The 23,826-nt window shown below is 39.3% G+C and carries 23 protein-coding genes; 9 read left to right on the top strand and 14 right to left on the bottom strand.

Annotated elements, in window-relative coordinates; all coding sequences use genetic code 11:
• Positions 1 to 49: 49 nt before the first annotated feature.
• The 13 genes from lpxA to rpsB form a co-directional block, all read right to left on the bottom strand.
• Positions 50 to 820, bottom strand: a complete 771-nt coding sequence (gene lpxA, locus I6F42_RS15820) for an acyl-ACP--UDP-N-acetylglucosamine O-acyltransferase (RefSeq protein ID WP_007580998.1) — start codon at positions 818 to 820, stop codon at positions 50 to 52.
• 2 nt (positions 821 to 822) lie between these two features.
• A complete protein-coding gene (fabZ, locus tag I6F42_RS15825) occupies positions 823 to 1,275 on the bottom strand; it encodes a 3-hydroxyacyl-ACP dehydratase FabZ (protein ID WP_007580997.1) in 453 nt (150 codons plus the stop codon).
• A 26-nt stretch (positions 1,276 to 1,301) separates the two neighbouring features.
• The gene (lpxD, locus tag I6F42_RS15830; protein WP_007580995.1) at positions 1,302 to 2,324 is read right to left on the bottom strand and encodes a UDP-3-O-(3-hydroxymyristoyl)glucosamine N-acyltransferase; all 1,023 of its coding nucleotides are present in this window, start codon (positions 2,322 to 2,324) and stop codon (positions 1,302 to 1,304) included.
• Between the two features lie 7 nt (positions 2,325 to 2,331).
• Positions 2,332 to 2,850 (bottom strand): OmpH family outer membrane protein, encoded by a 519-nt coding sequence (locus I6F42_RS15835; protein ID WP_007580993.1) that lies wholly within the window; start codon positions 2,848 to 2,850, stop codon positions 2,332 to 2,334.
• Between the two features lie 11 nt (positions 2,851 to 2,861).
• Positions 2,862 to 5,333 (bottom strand): outer membrane protein assembly factor BamA, encoded by a 2,472-nt coding sequence (bamA, locus tag I6F42_RS15840; protein WP_007580991.1) that lies wholly within the window; start codon positions 5,331 to 5,333, stop codon positions 2,862 to 2,864.
• A gap of 96 nt (positions 5,334 to 5,429) precedes the next feature.
• Positions 5,430 to 6,782, bottom strand: a complete 1,353-nt coding sequence (rseP, locus tag I6F42_RS15845; RefSeq protein WP_010553745.1) for a sigma E protease regulator RseP — start codon at positions 6,780 to 6,782, stop codon at positions 5,430 to 5,432.
• Between the two features lies 1 nt (position 6,783).
• A complete protein-coding gene (gene ispC / locus I6F42_RS15850) occupies positions 6,784 to 7,989 on the bottom strand; it encodes a 1-deoxy-D-xylulose-5-phosphate reductoisomerase (protein WP_010553746.1) in 1,206 nt (401 codons plus the stop codon).
• On the bottom strand, positions 7,986 to 8,852 hold the full coding sequence (locus tag I6F42_RS15855) for a phosphatidate cytidylyltransferase (protein ID WP_197152771.1): 867 nt from the start codon (positions 8,850 to 8,852) through the stop codon (positions 7,986 to 7,988). The genes ispC and I6F42_RS15855 overlap by 4 nt, the downstream gene beginning before the upstream one ends.
• Before the next feature lie 19 nt (positions 8,853 to 8,871).
• Positions 8,872 to 9,651, bottom strand: a complete 780-nt coding sequence (locus I6F42_RS15860) for an isoprenyl transferase (RefSeq protein WP_007580985.1) — start codon at positions 9,649 to 9,651, stop codon at positions 8,872 to 8,874.
• Positions 9,652 to 9,709: 58 nt separating this feature from the next.
• Complete coding sequence (gene frr, locus I6F42_RS15865) at positions 9,710 to 10,231, bottom strand: ribosome recycling factor (RefSeq protein WP_206006177.1); 522 nt, start codon at positions 10,229 to 10,231, stop codon at positions 9,710 to 9,712.
• A 49-nt stretch (positions 10,232 to 10,280) separates the two neighbouring features.
• The gene (gene pyrH, locus I6F42_RS15870) at positions 10,281 to 11,030 is read right to left on the bottom strand and encodes a UMP kinase (RefSeq protein ID WP_007580982.1); all 750 of its coding nucleotides are present in this window, start codon (positions 11,028 to 11,030) and stop codon (positions 10,281 to 10,283) included.
• Between the two features lie 157 nt (positions 11,031 to 11,187).
• Positions 11,188 to 12,039 (bottom strand): translation elongation factor Ts, encoded by an 852-nt coding sequence (gene tsf / locus I6F42_RS15875; RefSeq protein ID WP_007580981.1) that lies wholly within the window; start codon positions 12,037 to 12,039, stop codon positions 11,188 to 11,190.
• Between the two features lie 103 nt (positions 12,040 to 12,142).
• Positions 12,143 to 12,871, bottom strand: coding sequence for a 30S ribosomal protein S2 (gene rpsB / locus I6F42_RS15880; protein WP_007580978.1), 729 nt, complete (start codon positions 12,869 to 12,871; stop codon positions 12,143 to 12,145).
• Positions 12,872 to 13,142: 271 nt separating this feature from the next.
• Here rpsB and map point away from each other — a divergent pair, with 271 nt between their 5' ends.
• The 3 genes from map to dapD all read left to right on the top strand — a co-directional run bounded on the left by map (position 13,143) and on the right by dapD (position 17,450).
• The gene (map, locus tag I6F42_RS15885; RefSeq protein ID WP_007580976.1) at positions 13,143 to 13,928 is read left to right on the top strand and encodes a type I methionyl aminopeptidase; all 786 of its coding nucleotides are present in this window, start codon (positions 13,143 to 13,145) and stop codon (positions 13,926 to 13,928) included.
• A 66-nt stretch (positions 13,929 to 13,994) separates the two neighbouring features.
• Entirely contained in the window at positions 13,995 to 16,613 is a 2,619-nt protein-coding gene (gene glnD, locus I6F42_RS15890; protein ID WP_007580974.1) for a [protein-PII] uridylyltransferase, read from the top strand.
• A gap of 9 nt (positions 16,614 to 16,622) precedes the next feature.
• Complete coding sequence (dapD, locus tag I6F42_RS15895; protein WP_002958324.1) at positions 16,623 to 17,450, top strand: 2,3,4,5-tetrahydropyridine-2,6-dicarboxylate N-succinyltransferase; 828 nt, start codon at positions 16,623 to 16,625, stop codon at positions 17,448 to 17,450.
• A gap of 148 nt (positions 17,451 to 17,598) precedes the next feature.
• Here the strand turns inward: dapD and I6F42_RS15900 are convergent, their stop codons facing one another.
• Positions 17,599 to 18,363, bottom strand: coding sequence for a DUF2971 domain-containing protein (locus I6F42_RS15900; protein ID WP_197152772.1), 765 nt, complete (start codon positions 18,361 to 18,363; stop codon positions 17,599 to 17,601).
• 539 nt (positions 18,364 to 18,902) lie between these two features.
• On the opposite strand from I6F42_RS15900, the gene I6F42_RS20245 reads away from it, so the two are divergent.
• From I6F42_RS20245 to I6F42_RS15925, 6 genes are all read left to right on the top strand, one after another.
• Positions 18,903 to 19,262: a biotin/lipoyl-binding protein gene (locus tag I6F42_RS20245; protein WP_231616379.1), complete on the top strand. Its 360-nt coding sequence runs from the start codon at positions 18,903 to 18,905 to the stop codon at positions 19,260 to 19,262.
• Between the two features lie 75 nt (positions 19,263 to 19,337).
• On the top strand, positions 19,338 to 20,141 hold the full coding sequence (locus I6F42_RS20250; protein ID WP_231616380.1) for an HlyD family secretion protein: 804 nt from the start codon (positions 19,338 to 19,340) through the stop codon (positions 20,139 to 20,141).
• A gap of 13 nt (positions 20,142 to 20,154) precedes the next feature.
• Positions 20,155 to 20,835 (top strand): ABC transporter ATP-binding protein, encoded by a 681-nt coding sequence (locus I6F42_RS15910; RefSeq protein WP_197152773.1) that lies wholly within the window; start codon positions 20,155 to 20,157, stop codon positions 20,833 to 20,835.
• Positions 20,835 to 23,195, top strand: coding sequence for an ABC transporter permease (locus I6F42_RS15915; protein ID WP_197152774.1), 2,361 nt, complete (start codon positions 20,835 to 20,837; stop codon positions 23,193 to 23,195). The genes I6F42_RS15910 and I6F42_RS15915 overlap by 1 nt, the downstream gene beginning before the upstream one ends.
• Before the next feature lie 8 nt (positions 23,196 to 23,203).
• Complete coding sequence (locus I6F42_RS15920) at positions 23,204 to 23,641, top strand: hypothetical protein (RefSeq protein WP_197152776.1); 438 nt, start codon at positions 23,204 to 23,206, stop codon at positions 23,639 to 23,641.
• Positions 23,642 to 23,724: 83 nt separating this feature from the next.
• Positions 23,725 to 23,826, top strand: a 102-nt coding sequence (locus tag I6F42_RS15925; RefSeq protein ID WP_197152777.1) for a valyl-tRNA synthetase, incomplete at its 3' end; no start/stop codon positions are given.

Here is a 23,826-nt window from a genome sequence, read left to right on the forward strand (position 1 = left end):
GATTTATCATCTAGGGTGGTTTTTTTAATGCTTAAAGCAAACCCGCGAATTATCTTACGATGCCGCGCTCTGAGTTTTTAACAAAGTCGACCATCAATTTCACAGCAGGATACTTTGCGGCATCTTCACTAAGCGACTCAATAGCTTCTTCAGCACCTAAGCTTTTACGATAAAATGCTTTGTATGCACGGCGTACAGCCATAATTTCATCACTTTCGAAACCACGACGCTTCATGCCTTCTTTATTGATAGCTGCAGGACCTGCTGGCATACCAATGGTAGTAACAAATGGTGGTACATCTTTGTTAACACCTGAATACATACCAATAAAGGCATGTGCACCAATTTTACAAAACTGATGAACACCCGAATTACCACCAAGGATAACCCAATCGCCTACATGTACATGGCCGGCCACACTTGCGTTGTTAGCAAAAATTACGTTATCGCCAATTACCGCGTCATGTGCAACGTGTGTATAAGCCATAAACAAATTATTACTACCAATTTTAGTAACACCTTGGTCTTGAATCGTACCACGGTGAATAGTGGCACATTCACGGATAACGTTGTTATCACCCATGATTAAAGTGGTTGGCTCGTTGTTGTATTTTTTGTCTTGGCAGGCTTCACCCACAGACGCAAACTGAAAAATATGATTGCCAGAGCCAATAGTTGACGGCCCTTTAACAACAACGTGAGACTCAATAATACAGTTATCACCGATAACAACATCATTGCCAATATAACTATACGGACCAACTGAGACATTGTTGCCTAGTTTAGCGCCAGGTTCGATTATTGCTGTAGAATGGATCACTATTAAAACTCTCTTCTCGCACACATAATTTCGGCACTACACACTATTTTGCCGTCGACTCTAGCTTCTGCAGCAAACTTCCAAATGTTGCGACGTTCTTTTAAAAACTCAACATGAAGATGCATTGTATCACCAGGAATTACAGGTTGTTTAAAACGTGCGTTATCAACAGCAGCAAACAAATACAATTCGTTTTCGCTACGGTTTTCTACTGTTTTAAAACCTAATAAACCCGTTGCTTGCGCCATTGATTCTAATATTAGCACACCAGGAAAAATTGGCTGATTTGGAAAGTGCCCAGTAAAAATTGGTTCATTTATAGAAACATTTTTAATAGCATGTAAAGACTTGCCAGGTGTAAAATCAATTACACGATCAATTAATAGCATCGGGTAACGGTGCGGTAATAAACTTAAAATTTCTTGAATATCAAGGCTATTTAATTCGTTTGCCAAAATAGCATCCTTATTAGTGTTCAACGTTATGACTTAGCCAATGCTTCAAGCGCTTTAAGACGAGATTTCATGTCTGAAAGGTTACGCAAGTGAGCTATTGATTTACGCCATTCTTTGTTTGTTGTATGGGGCATACCAGATGAGTAAATACCTGGTTCGGTGATTGATTTTGTCACCATACTCATGCCGGTAATTATAACACCATCACATACAGACATGTGACCATTAATTGCAACCATGCCACCAATTTGACAGTTCTTGCCAATGGTAACGCTTCCTGCAAGTACAGTGCAGCCCGCTATTGCGGTGCCTGAATTAACTTCAACGTTGTGCGCTATTTGACACTGATTATCGATAATAACATTGCTATGAATGATGGTATTGTCCAGTGCACCACGATCAATTGTCGTACTTGCACCAATTTCAACTTTGTTGCCTATGATCACTGAACCAAGCTGAGGTATTTTAACCCACTGCCCGCGCTCATTTGCATAGCCAAACCCATCACTACCTACAACACTATTTGCTTGAAACAAACAATCTGAACCAATTTCAACATCGTGATAAATAGTCACACTAGGCCAAAGCTTAGTGCCAGAACCTATTTTAACACGTTCCCCGATAAAACTGTTCGGACCAATTTGCGCGTTGTCACCTATCACTGCATGAGCTTCAATGACTGCGTTAGCACCAATAGCGGCGCTATCACTAACAATCGCTGTTGAATGAACAGTTGCACTTGGATGAATACCCGTCGAGGCTGAGCGTGGTGTTGTATCCATAAATTGCGCTAATTTTGCGTAACTTACATACGGATTAGCAACAATAATTTTGCTACCACTAAAGTACTCTGCATCGGCTTGACTTACTATTACAGCACTAGCTTGAGTAGTCTCAAGTTGCGATCGATATTTTGAGTTCGCTAAAAATGCAATATGCCCAGAATGGGCATTTGCAAGTGTCGCTATTTTTTTTATTTCTAAAGCGCCATCACCCTGAAGTTCGGCGCCTAGAAGTTCCGCAATTTGCGAAAGCGTATAATTTTGCATAGAGTGATTATTTCTTACTAACAGCGGCTACAACTTTAGATGAAAGATCAGTCACTTCTTTAGGGTTAAAGTAAATAGTAGTGTCTTTTACTTTAACTTCGTCGAAGTCGCCGTCTTTAGCAATCTCTTCAATTGTTTTGATGATTACACCTTGAACTTTAGCAAGCTCTTGGTTTTGACGCGCTTTAATCTCTTGCTCTAAAGGGCGACCTTGTTCAGCAAGATTTTTTTGCATGCCCTGAATTTTTTCACGCAGAGTATCTTTTTGAGCTTGGCTCATAGTTGTACTTTCACGTTTAAATTTTTCAGCTTCAAAACGAATATCGCCTTGTAACTTTTCAAGCTCTTGACGACGTTCAGCAAACTCAGTTTGTAAAGACTGTTCAATTTTAGCCATTTGAGGAATTTGCTTGTAGATTTCCTGCATATCAACAATACCCACTTTGTGTGCAAATGCATTCACAGAAGTACCCATCATTAACGTTGCTAAAACTGCTACAGCTGTTGATTTAAATAATTTTTTCACAAAAAACTCCTTTAGAAAGTGTTACTAATGTTAAAGCTGATAGTTTTCGTATCGTCATCTTCTTCTTTTTGCAATGGATACGCAAAACTGATCAGCATTGGACCCATTGGAGAGATCCATTGTAATGAAAGACCGGTTGAAACCCTAAAACGCATTGGGTCTGAATAGTCATCTAATTTAGCACGTTCATCAACGCCTAAGTTTTGATAGCGGTCTACGTTAAACTCAGTATCCCATACGTTTGCAGCATCAACAAAGAAGCTAGTACGTACAGAGCTGGTATTTTCTTCATCTAAGAATGGTGTAGGAACAATTAGCTCCATACCTGCCACTGCTTTAGCATTACCACCAATACGACCTTGTGGCACTAGAATATCAAATTCTGATGCACCACCAATGCTACCGGTTGTAGTACCGTCTGCACCTGGCGTACCCGGAATAGACTGCGGTATACGCGACACAGCACGTGGTAATATCGTATTACGGTCAAAGCCACGTAGTTCCATTTCCGTTATACGGAAGTACTCTTGGAATGGAAGTGTTTGCTCATACCCGTTTGTAGAACCATAACCGTTACCATAACCAAGTGCTGCACGCGTCGAGAATACCCAACGGTGGTCATTTGATATAGGCCAGTAAAAACGCGAATCGTAGTTCAGTTTAAAGTACTGAAGATCTGAGTTAGGCGTTGTTGCTGTTAAGTTTAGAGTTTGACGCGAACCCGCTGTTGGGAATAAACCACGGTTAACGGTGATACGCGACCAGCCAACACTCAGCTCATACTTAGTAAAGTCAAAGCCTGCATCTGGGTTATCTGGATCTAAGAATGTTTCACGAAGTACACGCGTTTGCTCGTACTCTGCAATATCCGAAAGCTCTTCTTTAATCCAACGGGCGCCAAAGTTAACACGATTTACAGCATCAATTGGAAAACCAATATTTGTGCCTAAACCATAACTTTTCGATTTATATTCAACAAGACTGAATTTACTTGCATCGTAGTTTCTGTAAAAGATGCTACTGCCTTGCGATACACCATCTGGCGTAAAGTATGGGTCTGTGTACGATAAGCTTAAGCTTTCAGAACCTGTAGACGTATTAAGGTTTAAACCAATTTGGTTACCTGTGCCTAAAAAGTTAGATTCTGTTACACCAATATTAAACTGCAGACCTAAGTAAGAACCATAAGCAAGACCAGCATTAAAGCTACCTGCAGATTGCTCTTTTACAGTAAAGTCTACATCTACTTGGTCATCCACACCGGGTACAGGCACTACGTTAAAATCAACAGTTTCCATGTAAGGTAGACGTTGAATTTGCAGTTTTGAACGCTCAAGGTTTTGATTAGATAACCATGCGCCTTCAAGTTGTGTCATTTCACGACGAAGTACTTCATCTGCCGTATTTTGGTTACCACCAACAATAATACGACGAACGTATACACGCTTACCTGGATTAACCGATAGTGTTAATTGTACTTCTTGCTTTTCGTCGTCAATTTCCGGAATTGTACGCACTTCAGCATTAGCGTAACCAAAACGTGCTAAGTAGCTTTTAATAAACTCTTCAGATGAAGTAACTACAGAACCGTTATAAAGCTCACCCGCTCTAAGTGGGATAACACTTTTAATTAAGTCTTCACGGCCAAGCAAGTCACCAATAAAGTCAAAACCTTTAACTTTATATTTTACGCCTTCAGTTAAGTTAGCTGTAACGTAAACCGATTCACGTTCAGGGCTCACTGAAACTTGCGTTGAGTCGATATTAAAACGCAGGTAACCACGGTCTAAATAATAACTACGAATTTTTTCTAAATCGCCTTCAATGGTTTGCTTTTGGTAACGGTCGCTACCCATAAACTGCCACCAAGGTAAATCTTGCTGCGATTCAGCAAGTTTAAGAAGCTCTTCATTAGAAAAAAGTTCATTACCCACTAAGTTAATTTGGCGGATAGAAGCAGCATCACCTTCATCAAACTCTAACTTAAGTTTAACGCGGTTACGTGGCAGCTTAGTAATACTGATGTCTACTTTAGCGTTGTATTTACCAATGCTGTGGAAAAACTCAACTAAGCCTTTTTCGATACTATCGATAACGGTTTTATCAAGTGGTTCACCTTGGCGAATATCTTGCTGATCAAGAGACTCATTAAGCTGCTCGTCTTTAATGTCTTTATTGCCTTCAAACTCAATAAAGCTGATGGTAGGACGTTCCGTTACTTTAAAAATAACGTTGTTGCCATCACGAAGTGCTTTTATGTTATCAAAGTGCCCAGAACGATAAAGTGACTTTATTGTTTTTGAAATCGTATAGTCATCAACATTATCGCCTACGTTAATAGGAATATGTGTTAGCGCTGCACCAAGTGCTACGCGCTGCAAACCTTCAACTTTCAGGTCTTCAACAATAAAGGAGTTTTGGCCTAGGGCTGCAAAACTTGCACCCAATAAACTTGTTATTGCCAAATGTTTTTTTATAGCCATTTTATTATCTTTATCCTTTACAACTGTATTACCGCATAACACCTTACTAGTGGTGCTTTACAATCGTGTTCTAATTAGTAATTTGCCACGCTGTAACTACAAACGCGATACATCATTGAACAAAGCGAAACATGTTAGAAAAATGAGCAACAAGGCACCCACTTTAAAACCAAACTCTTGTGTCTTTTCAGAGACCGGCTTTTTACGAAAAAGTTCAATTATGTAATACATTAAGTGTCCGCCATCAAGCACTGGTAGGGGTAATAAATTAAATACACCCAAGTTAACGCTTATTAAGGCTAAAAAGCTTAAAAAGGCCACTAACCCATAGCTTACGCTAGTTCCAGCGCCTACTGCAATGCCCACAGGACCACTTAAATTTTTAACCGAAACCTGGCCTGTAATTAAATTACCAATCATGTCAAAACTGAGTGTAATTAAGCGCCACGTTTCTTTTGTGCCTCGCACAATACTATCGAGCGGGCCGTAATGCCTTGTCTCTACATAGCCATCAGGCCATTGCTGTACAACAGGAGCAACACCTAAAAAGCCTTGCTCAATACCGTTATTATCAATGCGCCCTTTAGGGGTAACTGTAATGGCTTGTATAGTATCTTGTCTTTTTACACTAAATTGTAAAGATTTGTTAGCTGATTGCGTAATAAGATTAACTAATTGCTGCCAATTGCTTATTGTTTCACCGTTTACAGCCAAAATTGTGTCGTTAACTTGTAAATTAGCGTGTTCTGCGGCTGAGTCTTTAGTTACGGCGGCAATTGTTAAAGTTGCTTGAGGTCTAAATGGCACAATACCTAACGAACTTAATGGTGGTACGTCTCGCTGGTCAAGCTTCCACCCCTCTAAATTAAGCGTTTTAACGCGTGGTTGAAGGTTTTTATCACGAACAATAACTTCAACGCTTTCTTCGCCTAAGTTAGACATAAGCGCAAACGTGGCATCTTGCCATGTCGTTATGTCATCATCACCAATTTTTATAATATGTTGAGAAGGCATAATGCCCGCCTGCTCTGCGCGACTGCCTTCGGTTATGCTGCCAACAACTGGCTTAACCGATTGCACTCCTACCATATACATCACCGCAAGAGCAAAAATGGCAAACAGAAAGTTAGCCATTGGTCCCGCAGCAACAATAGCAATACGCGCTTGTACAGATTTAGAGTTAAACGATAAGTGACGTTGATTTGCTGGTACGTCATCAACTCGCTCATCAAGCATTTTTACATAGCCGCCTAATGGAATAGCTGCAATCACGTATTCGGTATTATATTTGTCATGCCATTTTAACAGTGGCTTACCAAAACCAATTGAAAAACGCAGCACTTTAACGCCCATTTTTCGTGCAACCCAAAAATGGCCATATTCATGTATGGCCACTAAAATACCAAGCGCTAAAATAAATGAGCCTAGATTCCAAAAAAAATCAAACATATTAATGCGCCACTTTTGTTATAAATTCTGAAGCGCTAATACGCGCTAATTTATCACACTCTAAAATTTCATCTAGGCTTTGCACATTGGTGTAAGTTGCAGCTTCTAGCGTCTGTGCATTTATTTTGTATATATCGGTAAAACCAATTTTACCGTTTAAGAATGCGCCCACAGCTATTTCATTTGCTGCGTTAACCGTTGTTGTCGCCCCCTGCCCTGCACTACACGCATCAATTGCTAATTGTAAATTTGGATAACGAGAAAAATCCGGTTTAGTAAACGAAAAATCACAAATGTCAGAGAAGTTTAACGGTTTAACACCCGCATTAATTCGCTCAGGATACGCAAGTGCATGGGCAATTGGCGTGCGCATATCGGGGTTACCCATTTGCGCTAAAATAGAACCATCGTGGTACTGCACCATTGAATGAATGATACTTTGTGGATGAATAACCACATCAATATCACTAGCATCACAATTGAATAACCACTTAGCTTCAATAAACTCTAAGCCTTTGTTCATCATAGTTGCGGAATCTACTGATATTTTTTGACCCATCGACCAGTTAGGGTGTGCAACGGCTTCACTTACGGTTACATCTTTTAACGTATTTATATCACGCGTTAAAAATGGGCCACCAGAGCCGGTAAGCAAAATTTTACTTACGCCATGTTGCTGTAGTTTTTGATCGCCTTTGGCATTTTGTAACGAAGAAGGTAGGCATTGAAAAATTGCATTATGTTCGCTATCTATTGGCAGCAAAGTGGCTTTATGTTGTTTAACTTTATCAATAAACAACTGACCTGACATAACTAAAGATTCTTTATTAGCTAGTAGTACTTTTTTACCCGCTTCAACAGCACTTAATGTGGGTAGTAAACCAGCTGCACCTACAATTGCCGACATTACAATGTCAACATCGGGATGAGCACATAAGTCGCTCATTGCTTGCTCACCGTGCATAACAAGAGTTTGGCACTGAGTATTAGCTAAATACGCAGATAACTGCTCTGCGGCCTGCTGGTTAGCCATAATCGCATAAAGCGGTTCATGTTCAATACACAACTCCGCCATTTTCTTTGCATTTTGTCCTGCAGCCAAAACAAAAACATCAAATAACTCTTTATTGCGCGACACAACATCAAGTGCACTTAAACCAATTGAGCCTGTTGCGCCTAAAATAACCAGCAATTGCTTTTGGCTCATAAACTAAGACTCCACGCATAGCACATAACAAACATTGGAGCAGCAGCCGTTAAGCTGTCAATTCTATCTAAAATACCGCCGTGTCCTGGTAAACATCGACCGCTATCTTTTAAACCAGCTTCACGTTTAAACATGCTTTCCAGTAAATCACCTACCGCAGAAAACAACGCAATAAATGCTGTCATTATCGCGTACACAGGCCATACAACTAAATCAACATCGGTAAAGTGACAAAATGCTAATACAAAAATAATAGAAGCAACTACACCGCCTGCTAACCCTTCAATTGTTTTATTAGGGCTTACTTTAGGCATTAACTTATGTTTACCAAAACTTTTACCCGTAAAGTAAGCACCCACATCTGCGCTCCATACAATACCGAGTACCACTAAAATTAGCACCGAACCAAAATGAGTTGATTCAGCATATTGCGCGCTACGTAGTGTATTTAGTGCAAGCCATAGCGGCACAAGCGTGAGTAGCCCCGCAATGCCGCGCATAACTAGGCCTTCATTCCACGCTTTAGCCATTTCTGGGTAGCGCCAAATTAAATAGCTAGCAACAATCCACCAAGCAAACGAAAGCGTAAATACGTAATTTGCATCACCGACTAGCTTGCCATTTTCCCATAATGATTCAATAGGCCAATGTAAATTAAGCAAGGCAAGTAAAGCTGCAATAAACACAACAAAGGCAGCACGTTTAAGCTTGTCGCAAAGGCCCATAAATGCAGACCATTCCCATGCGCCTAATAATACAATTGCACCAGCAAAGTAACTAAATAACGTAAGCGGTGTATAAAAAACCAAAGCCAATGCTAATGGAGCTAGCACTAGAGAGGTTAAAATTCGTTGTTTTAACAAAATGTGACCCTTATTCTATTTAGGTTTGAGCGAGTAATTGTTTTATTTGTTCGCCCGTACAACCAAAACGTCGCTCTCTGGCAACGTAACACGCAATGGCCTCAGCAAATGCTGCTTCATTAAAATCTGGCCAAAGTGTCTCGGTAAAGTAAAGTTCTGCATAAGCAACTTGCCATAGTAAAAAATTACTAATACGAACATCGCCACCAGTGCGAATAAGTAAATCAGGTTCTGCCTGATCTGCCATGCTCATATGCTGTGCTAAGCGCTCTTCTGTAATATCTTCTGCGTTTAGTGTGCCCTGCGCAACTTGCAAAGCAAGTTGTTTTGCCGCATTGGCAACATCCCAACGACCACCGTAATTAGCTGCAACATTTAAACGCAACCCGGTGTTATTTTCAGTCAGCTTATGCGCAGCGTCTACCTTGCTACGTAATCCTTCAGAAAATCGTGATAAGTCTCCAATAATGGTCAGTTTTACATTGTTTTTATGAAGCTTTTTAACTTCCTTTGTTAAAACAAATAAGAAAAGCTCCATTAAAGTGTTTACTTCGTCTTCAGGGCGGCGCCAGTTTTCACTACTAAAAGCAAATAAGGTTAACGATTGTATCCCTAATTTAGTACAAAACTGAACAGATTGACGAACTGCGTCTACGCCTTTTTTATGCCCATACACACGAGGTCTATTTCTAGCTTGCGCCCAACGTCCGTTCCCATCCATGATGATAGCAACATGTTTGGGTAAACATTGCTGTGAAATTGTGTCAGCATCTAGAACCATAAATATCGAGTATTCCATAAAAAAACGCCGCCTAGTATACCCTAGACGGCGTTTCAAAACTAATAATTTTAGTTGCTTAGATTTCCATCAATTCTGTTTCTTTGGCAGCTAATAAAGTATCCATTTCTTTAATAAACTTATCAGTAAGCTTTTGAATCGCATCATCTGATTGACGCGCTTCATCTTCAGATATGTCTTTATCTTTTAATAAACCCTTTACATCGCCATTAGCATCACGACGAATGTTACGAATAGCAACACGACCGCCTTCAACTTCAGCGCGTACAATTTTGATTAGGTCTTTACGACGCTCTTCTGTAAGTGGAGGAAGTGGTACGCGAATAACAGTACCTGCCGACATAGGGTTTAAACCTAAATCAGATGCCATAATTGCTTTTTCAACAGCTTGCGCTAAAGACTTATCAAATACACCAATAGCAAGTGTACGAGAATCTTCAATTGTTACGTTAGCAACTTGGTTTAAAGGCGTTGGTGCACCGTAGTACGACACCATAATGCCATCTAGGATTGCAGGATGTGCACGGCCAGTACGAATTTTAGATAATTGGCTACCTAGTGCAGTTACACTTTTTTGCATGCGCGCTTGCGCGTCTTTTTGAATATCGTTAATCACGGTTTAATCCTAATTATTTGATAATTTCATCTGAGGCTTGTGAAGAAATAAGTGTACCTTCTTCTTCACCCATAATTACGCGTTTTAGCGCGCCTGATTTATTCATGTTAAATACGCTCAATGGCATATTGTGATCGCGGGCTAGAGTAAATGCCGCTAAATCCATAACTTTTAATTCTTTTTCAATGATTTCATTGTAGCTTAAGTGGGTATAAAGCGTCGCATCTGGGTTTTTAACAGGGTCATCACTGTATACGCCATCAACCTTAGTCGCTTTAATTACCGTATCCGCTTCAATTTCGATACCGCGTAAACATGCTGCAGAATCGGTAGTAAAAAATGGGTTACCAGTACCCGCTGCAAAAATGACTACGCGACCAGTTTTCAATAAACTAATTGCTTCAGCCCAATTATAAGCGTCACATACACCATTAAGCGGAATAGCCGACATAAGACGACAATTTACAAATGCACGGTGTAGCGCATCACGCATTGCAAGGCCGTTCATAACCGTTGCAAGCATACCCATGTGATCGCCTACTACGCGATTCATACCTGCTTCTGCAAGTGATCCACCGCGTAAAAAGTTACCTCCACCAATAACTAAACCCACTTCTACGTCGAGCTCTACTAGCTCTTTAATTTCTTGTGCCATACGGTCTAAAACTTTAGGATCGATGCCGAAGCCTTCGTCTCCCATTAAAGCTTCACCACTTAATTTGAGAAGAACACGTCTAAAAATAGGTTTGCGATTGATAGTCATAGTATTGGGGCCAACTTTTATTGAATTATGGATAAAAAATAACCGCGCTTATGTTAAACATAAAAGCGCGGTTATTTTAAAGAATTTCTAGCTGCGAAGCAAAACCAAATAGTACTTTAATTGCATCTAATTTCATTATCCTTCACAAATAGTAATCTTACTTAGCTTTAGCAGCAGCAATTTGAGCAGCAACTTCAGCAGCAAAATCTTCTTCTTTCTTCTCGATACCTTCACCAACTTCTACACGTACGAAGCTAGTAACTGTTGCGTTTTTCTCTTTAAGAATATCGCCAACAGTTTTCTTAGGCTCCATGATGAAAGCTTGACCAGTAAGAGAAACCTCACCAGTGAATTTTTTCATGCGGCCAACAACCATCTTCTCAGCGATTTCAGCAGGCTTGCCTTCATTCATCGCGATTTCGATTTGTACTTGCTTTTCTTTAGCAACAACGTCAGCTGGTACATCTGAAGGTGTTAAGTATTCAGGGCTAGATGCAGCAACGTGCATTGCAACGTGCTTAAGTGTTTCTTCATCAGCAACACCCGCAACAACAACACCGATACGATCGCCATGACGGTACTCAACTAGGTTTTCACCAGTTACGTACTGTAAACGACGTACATTGATGTTTTCGCCAATTTTAGTAACTAGCTCAACACGGTCTTCTTCAAACTTAGCTTGTAAGTCTTCGATAGAGATAGTGTCAGCAATTGCAGCGTCAGCAACTTTGTTAGCAAATGCTAAGAAGCTTACGTCTTTTGCAACGAAATCTGTTTGACAGTTAACTTCTACTAGTACTGCAACACCAGCGTTTTGCTTGATGATGATAGTACCTTCAGCAGCAATGTTACCTGCTTTTTTAGCAGCTTTAGCAGCGCCACTTTTACGCATGTTTTCAATCGCTAACTCGATGTCGCCATCAGTCTCAGTTAACGCTTTTTTACAATCCATCATGCCAGCGCCTGTGCGCTCGCGTAATTCTTTAACTAGGGCAGTAGTTACAGCCATTAGTAAATCCTCAAATCTGAAATCAGGTTAGATAAGCGGGTTACCCGCTCGACAAGAATAGCAAGTCTTCACCTTAAAAAGATGAAGACTTGATGACAGCTAATTACTCAGCTTCAACGAAATCGTCTTTCTCAGCTTGAGCAACGATGTTATTCTCGCGACCTTCAGTAATAGCAGCTGCAACAGCGCTAGTGTAAAGGCTTACAGCACGGATAGCATCATCGTTACCAGGTACGATGTAATCAACACCGTCTGGGTTAGAGTTAGTATCTACGATTGCAACAACTGGAATACCTAGGTTGTTTGCTTCACGGATAGCAATGTGCTCGTGGTCAGCATCGATAACGAAAAGCGCGTCTGGAAGACCGCCCATGTTTTTGATACCACCAAGGCTCTTTTCAAGCTTTTCCATTTCGCGGTTAAGCGTTAACGTTTCTTTCTTAGTTAATTTCTCGAAAGTTCCGTCTTGGCTTTGTGCTTCAAGGTCTTTAAGACGCTTGATTGATTGACGTACAGTTTTCCAGTTAGTCAACATACCACCTAACCAACGGTGATTTACGAAGAACTGGTCGCTTTCTAAAGCAGCTGATTTAACTGCGTCGCTTGCTGCGCGCTTAGTACCAACGAAAAGAACTTTACCTTTGTTTGCTGCAGCACTTGATAAAAACTTAAGTGCGTCGTTGAACATTGGTACAGTTTGCTCAAGGTTGATGATATGTACACGGTTACGTGTGCCGAAGATGAAAGGCTTCATCTTAGGGTTCCAGTAACGTGCTTGGTGACCAAAGTGAACACCAGCTTGAAGCATATCGCGCATTGAAACGTTTGCCATTTTATAGATCCTCTATAGTTGTTTAGGGTTAGGCCTCCACATATCCCATAGCACCAACACCGAAGTAATTAAACTTCAAATGCACCCAAGTGTATGTGACGATACGTGTGTGTGTTAAAATAAAATTGTGTTTGCCTTAAATACAAAAAATCATTTAAGAATTTATTTGTAAAAAGACGGCGCGCTTTATACCATATTAAAATTAAATACTCAACGTCGCGTGCAAAATTTGTTCGACGATAAATGTTAAAAACTCAACTTTGGAGCCTCAATGAGCGCTATTATCAAGACCCCTGAAGAAATAGAGAAAATGCGCGTAGCTGGGCGCTTAGCGGCCGATGTACTTGAAATGATCGGCCCTCATGTAGTGCCAGGTGTTACCACCGATGAGCTAAATACACTTTGTCATGATTATATTGTTAATGTGCAACAAGCAATCCCTGCTCCGTTAAATTATCATGGCTTTCCAAAATCAGTTTGTACGTCAGTTAATCATGTTATTTGTCACGGAATTCCAAATGACAAAGCATTAAAAGAAGGCGACAGTGTAAATATCGACGTAACTGTCATTAAAGATGGTTACCACGGCGACACATCTAAAATGTTCCACGTTGGTACACCAAACATTCAAGCTAAGCGTCTTGCAGAAGTAACACAAGAAAGCTTATACCTTGCTATTAAAATGGTAAAACCAGGTGTGCGCTTGGGTGATATTGGCTCAGCAATTCAAAAATATGCAGAGAGCTTTAACTACTCAATTGTACGTGAATATTGCGGCCACGGTATCGGCGCAGGATTTCATGAAGAACCACAAATAATGCATTACGGTAAAGCCGGTACTGGCGAGGCCTTAAAAGCAGGTATGTGTTTAACTATTGAACCTATGGTTAATGCGGGTAAACGCCAATGCAAACTTCTTAAAGATGATTGGACAGTAGTAACACGCGACCGTAGTTTGTCTGCACAGTGGGAACATACTTTATTAGTGACTGAAAATGGTGTTGAAATTTTAACGCTACGATCAGATGATACTATCGAGCGGATCATAGAACACTAATAAAACCGAAACACTTGATAAGAAAATTCTTATCCGTGTGAAAGGTTCAACAAGGAGCCAGCCCACGTGGCATTACCCAACAAAGTAAAAAAGTTGCTTAGCGATGCAGAGCAACTTAGTGATTATCGCGATTGTTCTAGCTATTTTTATAAATGGTTACATAACGAATTTTCTAAACAACCGGTTGGGAATTTAATTAATGCCCGGGCTGAGTTTATTGACCGCCTACTCATTAAGCTTTTTCATGTTTACGACTTAGCGCGCGAACCTGATTTAGCATTAATAGCGGTAGGCGGATACGGACGTGGTGAGCTACATCCCTACTCCGACATCGACTTTTTATTGCTTGTAACTAAACCGCCAAGCGAAGAAATATGCGAAAAAATAGGCCAGTTTGTCACCATGCTATGGGATCTCAACTTAGAGATTGGTCACAGCGTGCGTACGATAGAACAAGCCATTGAGCAAAAACGTGAAGACGTTACTTTTGCCACCAGCTTGCTCGAAAGCCGCCTTATTTTTGGTAACCACATTGAGTTTGAAAAACTCAAAATGCATATTCTTGAAACGCCAGTATGGCGCTCAGGTGAATTTTTTACTGCCAAAGTTCAAGAACAAAACTTACGCCACAGAAAGTGCCACGGCACCGCGTATAATCTTGAGCCAAACATTAAAGAAAACCCCGGTGGTCTGCGCGACTTACAAACCATTATTTGGGTGGCAAAAAAGCATTTTAGAACCGAAACCCTGCAAGAGTTAATAAGCCACGGATACTTAACTCACGAAGAGTTTCAAGAGCTTTCTGAGTGCCTAGAAAACCTATGGAACATTCGCTTTGCACTGCATTTAGCTGCAGGTCGAGCTGAAAACCGCTTATTGTTTGATCATCAACCGCAAGCCGCCGAAATTTTAGGTTTTGGTAGCGACGGTAAAGCCTCTGTTGAGCGTATGATGAAACGCTTATTTAGAATAATGAGCCGCGTGCGCGAACTTAACCAAATGCTACTTTCATACTTTGAACAAAGTATAATGCCCGAAAGTAGTGCTGTGGCAGCAATAGAACTCGACAGAAACTTTGAGCAAGTAGGTCATCAAATACGCGTAAAAGATCCGTCGGTATTTTTTAGACGCGACCAACTCTTTGTATTGTTTGAGCACATAGCCGATAACCCAGCAATAACGCATATTTACCCAAGTACTATTCGTACTATTCGCCAAGTGCGCCGTCGTTTATTGGGCGATTTGCAAGATTACGCAGCCTGTCGTGAAGCCTTTTTACGCTTAGTTAAACACCCTAACGGCATGGGCCGCGCATTTACGCTCATGCACAAGCACGGCATGCTTGCCGCCTACTTACCGCAGTGGCGTAATATATTTGGGCAAATGCAGTTTGATTTGTTTCACGCGTACACCGTAGATGAGCACACTCACAAATTAATCAAAAACATTTACGAATATTTTGATAAAACAGGCATTAGCGAGTTTCCTATTTGTAGTGAAATAGTCACTCGAATGGACAAACCAGAGCTACTTTATTTAGCCGGTATATTTCACGACATTGCTAAAGGCCGAGGTGGCGACCACTCAGAACTTGGCGCTGTTGACGCAATAGCATTTGCTAAATTACATGGTTTTTCATCGGTGGATGCAAAGCTCGTTGCATGGCTTGTAAGTAACCATTTACTTATGTCGGTTACCGCACAGCGTAAAGACATTAACGACCCTGCTGTAATAAAAGACTTCGCTACACGCGTTAAAACAGAGCGCCAACTCGACTACTTATATTGTTTAACCGTTGCCGACATACGTGCAACCAACGACAACTTATGGAACGATTGGAAAAACACCCTACTGCGTGAGCTCTACTTACACACGCAGCGCGCTTTGCGCCTAGGGCTCGAAAACCCAATGGATCAACGCGACCAAATTCGCGACAAAAAGCACCAAGCTAAACAACGCTTAATAAATCTAGGTTATCAAGAGGAAAAAATTGATTTAATTTGGAGCCGCTTTAAAGCCAACTACTTTACCGCCTTTAGCGAACAGCAAATATCATGGCAAAGTGAGCATTTATTAAGTAGCACAGACTTAAGCCAGCCAAGTGTTGTTGTATCTAACAAAGCTATGCATGGTGGCACACAAGTATTTGTATACAGCCCCTACTCTGGCCCACTGTTTGCCCGATTAGTAAGTGTGATTGGCTCTAAAAAAGCGCAAATACAACATGCGCAAGTACTGACCACAAAAGACGGTTACGTCTTGTTTAGCTTTGTAATACTTGAAGTAAGTGGCGACCCTATTGCAAGTGGTCGAGCGCAATCAATTAAACGCGGGCTTGAGCAAGCTCTGAGCGATCCGCGTAAAAAGATTCGCTTTAAAAAGAGCCGCTCTCAACGCTTTAAAGATTTTAATATTAAACCTAAAATTGTGTTGCGCCCACATGCACGCAAAGACCGTAGCTTAATAGAAATTCAAGCCGTCGATATACAAGGTTTACTAACCAAAATAGCCGAAGTTTTCCAAGCGCATTTACTACACATTCACGCTGCCCGTATTACAACGGTAGGTGAACGTGCCGAGGATTTCTTTGTCGTATCTAATAACGAATACCAAGCGCTGACTGATGAAGAGCAAGCAAAAATTCATCAGGCATTACGTAAAAAATTCAACGCCGAAACAGAATAGAGGACACACATGTCAGATTTAAAAACGATGATCGAAAACGCATGGGACAACCGCGATAGCATTAGCCCAAGCACAGTATCAAGCGACGTAAAACAAGCCATTATTGACGCACTTGATTTACTTGATAGCGGCGCAGCACGCGTTGCCGAAAAAATATCAGGTGAATGGGTTGTACACCAGTGGCTTAAAAAAGCAGTATTACTATCGTTTCGTATTCGCGACAACCAACCAATGAACGACGGCGTAAACCAGTTTTACGACAAAGTACCACTTAAATTTAGCGACTACACGCCAGAGCAATTTCAGCAAGGCGGTATGCGCGTAGTGCCAAACGCAGTAGCGCGTAAAGGCAGCTTTGTAGGTAAAAACGTCGTACTTATGCCATCGTACGTAAACATTGGCGCATATGTTGACGACGGCACCATGGTTGATACATGGGCGACTGTAGGCTCATGTGCACAAATTGGTAAGAACGTACATTTATCAGGTGGCGTAGGCATAGGCGGCGTTTTAGAGCCTCTACAAGCTAATCCAACTATCATTGAAGACAACTGTTTTATTGGCGCACGTTCTGAAATTGTTGAAGGCGTAATTGTTGAAGAAGGCGCAGTAATTTCAATGGGCGTTTACATCAGCCAAAGCACCCGTATTTACGACCGTGAAACCGGCGAAATTCACTACGGCCGCGTACCAGCAGGCGCAGTAGTTGTACCAGGCGCACTACCATCAAAAGATGGCACCCACAGCCTTTACGCTGCAATTATCGTGAAAAAAGTAGATAAACAAACACGTGAAAAAGTAGGCATAAACGCCCTACTACGCTCAATTGATGAGTAACAGTCGATTGGGTTGAGTGAAACGAAACCCAACGATACTTTGAAGTGAAATGTTTTAGCTGAACTTTCATTGTATATAGAAAGCTCTAAGCCCTTTGGTTTTGAGCTTTTTTCTCGAAAGAAAGCTTTAAACGTTACAACATCTTTCTCTAATCTACTTTTAATTTATATTTTCCCTCAACCATTTTAGCTTGAATGATTGGGATGTCTTTTTTTAATTTCTGTGATAAATCATTTACTATTTGTGTCAGCCTTTCAATGTCTTTACCTGAGGTTTTAACTCCAAATATAATTTTATTTATCTTATTTAAATTAAAATCATGGATACCAGGGCCCTTGTTACGAGTCAAAACTCTGTATTCTTCTTCGTAAGACCAATCATTAGACTTAGTCAAAAAAACATCTTTTACCGCATCAAAGCTACCTTTTCCAACCTTGATAATTGGCATCTCATCCTTGTAAACAATATCGTAGCCAATTAAATTACTTTCGCTATTATATAAATTCAGAGTAGGGTCATTAAGATCAATATCAAACTCTATTACAAAACCAGTGTGGTTGTGTGCATAATGTGACCACATCAGAATATTATCTGGCTTTTTACTAAAACAACAAATTTCTATTCTATCAATTATATCTTTATGAAAATCCCCAGAAGTTATCGAGTTCTCAATCCCTTTATACATTTTATTTTTGTTCTCAATTCGTCTGCTAGGACTCAGCTTTAAATGTTCTGATGCTTTTAGGAACAAATCTTTTCTCGATTTAAGATAGCTTAGTGATGCTTCCGTATTATAAGAAACAATACAATCAAACGGATCGTTAAAATCTTTATGACTGCTAAACTTTAAAGTCCCATCAATTAATATTGCTTGAGAACCAAAAGAGATAGGTAAATATTTATAAACTTTCATTAAACTCAAATACCCTCAATTAATCATTTAGCATTATAAGCTTTTTTATACGTTTTTAAATTAAACATGAGCTGTATACCTGTCTCCCTGAAACTAAACGATTTATGATACTACCTAGCTGTTGGGTTTCTTTTCACTCAACCCACCCTACATCAATAAAATTAATCCCGAGCTGCTGCTCATTGTTAGCAATAACCTCCCAAAACCAAAAAAGCACTTATAAAAATAAGTGCTTTTGTGTAGCAACGTAGTAATTACTTTGCCCTGCTTCGTCAACAAACAAGATAAACAAACAAGATAAACAAACCTTTCTCCCACTAAATCCCATTAAAATAAAATTTACATAGTTAACTTAGTGGTGATATAACTGAATGTGTTTTGGGAACGTAGTTGGTGAAAAATCAAACCATTAGCTGCAGGCTAAAAATATTACTCAGCTAGCTTACCCTCACACCCTTTACTTAAAGAAAGTAAAAACCCTAATTAAAACAGCGTTTACCACATTTTAAAATAATAAAAGCACTTAGCAGGTTGTACTAATGGAAGAGTATTTAATCGTTAAACAAAAAAGTAGATATCCTATCGCTATTGCGGCTTTATTGTTGTTATTGGCTTTGGGTTATTTAATTAAGATATTACTTTTCTCAAATGATATTCCTGAACGTTATTTAAAGCCAATATTAGTCTCTCAAGTATCATTACCCAATGTATTAAAAGGGATTGGTACAATAGAGCCTACACAAAGAGAGCTTTTGTCTGCGCCGCTAAAAGGCAATATCAACACACTTACAATTCGTGAAGGGCAAGCTATAAAAAAAGGCCAAGTATTAGCAAAGCTAACTAACTACGAATTGGAACAAGATATACATAATGCGAGTTATGAGCAGCTTAATTTATAATCCCAAGTAGCTATTGATAAAAGTAATTTAGCAATTAAGCTCTCGCAAATTAAAGTCGACTTATCAAAAGCTAAAATGGCATTGCAGCAGCAAGCGCTTGAATTAAATGCTAATAAAGTTTTAATGGAACAAGGTATTATTTCTGCAATTCGCTTTAAGCAAAGCGAAATGCTTTACAAGCAAAGTGAACTTGAAGTTAATGCTAAAAATGATGAACTTAGCCTATTTAAAGAGGCATTTGATCAGCAATTAATTGCGCTTGATAACAAAGTAAACATCGCAAAAAACAAACTTAGCTATTTACAAAGGCGTCAAGAGCAACTAACACTCACAGCAAACTTTGACGGTACCGTAAGCCAAAACTTAGCTAAATTAGGCCAAGCGGTTACTCAAGGGCAATCGCTGTTTGAGTTAATAGAGACCGACAACTTACTGGCTAAAATACAAGTTCCTCAGTATTCATCTACTCAATTAAAAATAGGCCAGAAAGCAGACATAGTTACACCCAGTGGCACAATTGCAGCTAAGGTTGATTATATTGATACGGTAATAAGAAATAGCGCTATTAATGTATTTTTAGTATTAGGCGCTTCCCCTCCATCATGGCTTAGAAGCAGCCAAGCAATAGAAGCTCATATTTATTTGGAGCAATCTTTAGTAGTTCAAAACATTAAAAAACCGAATGATTTTGATAACTACAGTCTGTGGAAAATATATGAAATAACGCCCTCAAGCAAAGCTATTCTTACTCATATTAATTACAAAACGACTGAGCAAGACACTTTAAGCTTTGATGAGTCGCTACAAGGTAACTACGTTTTATTACTACCAGCAGCTTACGCCACTCGAAGTAACCTTGATTTGAAAAAAGCATTTTAATGAGGTGTTAGTTATGAGTTATCCGTTAATAGAGTTTAATAATGTTTTTTATCAATACCCTAATACCAAAATTGATACCCTCAAAGCTGTAAGTTTTAAAATAAACAGTGGTGACTACATTGCAATAACCGGTACTTCTGGCAGTGGTAAAAGTACTCTACTTTCTATTTTAGGTTTACTAAACTTACCTAGCCAAGGGCAATACACTATTTTAGGCACTAACACAGCAGACTTAACACCCGACTCTATTGCAGCCATTAAAAACAGAGAACTTGGTTTTATATTTCAAAACTTTAATTTGTTAAATCATTTAAGCGTATTTGATAACGTGGCTTTGCCACTCAGTTACAACAAATCGGTGCCTAGAAAGGATTACCAAAAAAAAGTAGAAGCTGCGCTTAATAAAGTAAATATGCTTGAATTTATTGATAGAAAGCCAAGCCAATTGTCAGGCGGGCAACAACAAAGAGTTGCTATTGCTAGAGCATTAATAAATGAGCCCTCTGTTATTTTAGCCGATGAGCCAACGGGTAATTTAGATTCGAGTAATAGCGAACAAATATATCAGTTACTCAATAAGCTAAACGACGAAGGCAAAACAATTTGCTTAATAACACATGATGAAAACCATGCTAAAACAGCAAAAACGCGTTTGTATATTCAAGACGGACAGCTTAGTGCGCAAGGTTTTTGATGCTGAACTCAATTACTGATCTGACCTTAAACTGGCTAAAATATGCTAAGCAAAATACTAAATTATGGCTTAGCTGTTTGTTGCTGAGTATTCCTTTATGTTTAATTTTAAATATAAGTAATATTCATAGTCAGTTTTTATCAGCCGATTACACGGCAATAAATAACATCCACAACATTAAACAAGTTTACTTAAGTGATACTCAAAATGACTTACCCGTTGATGAGTACATTTTTGATGAAATAACCTTATTGCACCAAGATTTAGTCGGCGTTTTTGAACGCTCTATTGATTTATCATTAAAGCTTTCGGTTAATCATGATAGCGAGCCTGTTAAGGTAAGCTTTATATCGGGGGGTTATAAACAATTAGGTATCATTCCTGCCTTAGGTAGCTTTGAGAAATTAGATTTCCCAAAACAAGGCAGCGCACTAAGTGCCGCCATTAGCTATTCGTTTTGGCATACTCATTTTAAAGGTGTCACTGATATTATTGGCAAACAGCTTGTTGTTAATAATAAAAGCATAAACATTGTTGCTGTAATGCCAAAAGAGTTTAAAAGCTTTAAACGTGCCTATGAACCTAAACTTGTTATTCCTTACTCGCAACTCAAGCGTTTTTTGCCTCAAGAAAGTAGCCTGACCCCAGATACATTTACGTATATTTTAGGAAACGTTAAAAATAAAACACTCTTTTTAAGCTTGCTAAATAAGCACTTACAAAACGAAATGTTTATATTTGATAACACCGAACTTAAGTTTAGTGATGGTATTGGCGTCAACCCAACTCACTTTAATAAAATAATAAAGCGCCTAAACTTATTGCAGTTACTTTATTATATTTTACTCTCATTTAGCTTTATTGCCTTTTGTGCATTTTACTGTGCAGAGTCAATTAAAAAGCAACAAGAAGAAACTATACGCAAACTATGTGGAGCCAATAACAAACACATTTTTGTGCAGCAAATTATTGATATTGCACTCACAAGCCTACTACTTATTATTGTAATGTGCGTTTTGTATCCACTGAGCGACCGCATTAGCGCAATTTTATTACCAAGCCTGAATAAGCTAAGCAGCTCTTTTTCATTATTTACGCTGGCGGTATTTTACATTGTTATTATTACTTTCTTATCGGCGCTTAGTTATTTTCAGCGAAGGTGGGTACACAGCAGTATTGGACGCGGCCAAAGTGCAACAACAAGCGAAAAAGTACAAGTGTTCTCATTGCTTTCGTTACTTACTAGCCTTGCTATTACAAGTGTTTACATTAGTAGTTTGGTTATTTACAGCCAGATTAATTTAAATAATAAAAGTATGGGTTTTAATGCAGATAATATTCTAATTGCCAGCTTTATTTTTCCACAATCACCTAACGAGGCCTTTAATGCAAATAACTCTGCTCAACAATTAATTCAGCAATTAAATTCACTGCCCATTATTGAAGAAGTATCACTTAGCTCTGCCCCGCCACTATCAGATCGCAGTGGGTTTAGTGCATGGTACACCGTTACCGGACAAGCCATCAGTTCGGGTAAAAGCGCCAGTACCGCAAGCCATAGAGTGAGCCCACATTACTTTAAAACTATTGGCGCTAAGCTTATCTCTGGGCAAAGCGTGCAATGGCAACAGTACCAAAACATTGTCGTTAACAGCGCGTTATGGGATCAATACTTTGCAGGCACAGAACTAAACCAAGCTTATTTATTAGCCCAATTTGATACTGGAAAAGTAAAACATAAAGTAGTTGGCGTTGTTAATGATATTTATAACGAAGGAGCCGACACACCGGTTCAGCCAACTGTATATAGTGTAATAAGTGCCCTGACAGGTTTTGAAACAATTATAATTAAAACTTATGCGCCCATCACACAAGTTGAAAGTGAACTCCAAACGGCAGTAAAAGCATTAAGTGTAAACTTTAACGATTTATCACTTACTTCCCTTTCGTCTTTAGTAAAAAATGAGCAAGCCCCTAGAAATGCATTACTTATAATTACCGTGGTGTGTTCCTCAATTCTTCTACTCTCTGCGTTTTTATACAACTACAGCAGTATTAAACAGCTTACGGCTAAATCATCCACAGAGCTTGCATTAAGACGTGCTATGGGCGCTCGCAGCTACCAAATATGCTATTTATTTTTAAAACTATTTTTCACTGCATTTGTGATAACCCACATAGTTATTATTGCGCTATTTTTCACCCAACATGAAAAACTACAAACTTTTTTATTTCAACAATCCGTTTTTGACCTAAACACGATACTTACAGTGCATTTAGTCATTTTTTTAGCGGTTATATGTATTATTGCTATAGAGATTAAAAAAACACTTAACAATTCGTGGAATAACTTAACTTAAGGATAAGCATGTATAAATTACTACTAGCTACACTACTTATATACGGCGGAAATACATACGCTGAGCAGTACAATTTCTCTCATTACCAAATGGTTAAATCGCCCATTAATAATACCGCACCGCAAATGTTTTTATTTAACAGCAAAGGCGAGTTGATGCATTACTCTGATAAATATTTACCAAATATTTTATCCATTTTTAAAAATAAACAAAGCCATCCTGATTCTGATTTAATTAAAAGTAATTTAGAGCAGCTATTAACAACATTGCCCGATTTTACACAGCAAAAGTATACGTTGTTTTACACCTCAATAGATGAAGATATAGGCCCCTGTCCGCCTTGTAGGCAACAAGAAAAAACCATCGACATGCTTAAAAGTAAGTTTTCAGATAAGCAGCTAAAGGTTCATTCAATTTCTATAATTGCCAGTGACAACGGTATATAAAAAAAGCCCGCTAAACAACTTTAGCGGGCTTTTTGTTGCGAAGTGTCTCGTCCTGAAATGTGTTTACACATTTAGGATTTATTATGACCAAGTCAAATAATACACCGATCAAACGAACACAACGAGATTATTCATTAGGCTTTAAATTACAAGTTGTCGACGCTGTAGAAAAAGGCGATATGACT

The organism is Pseudoalteromonas sp. SWYJZ12, from assembly GCF_015864395.1.
Classification (GTDB): Bacteria; Pseudomonadota; Gammaproteobacteria; order Enterobacterales; family Alteromonadaceae; genus Pseudoalteromonas; species Pseudoalteromonas arctica.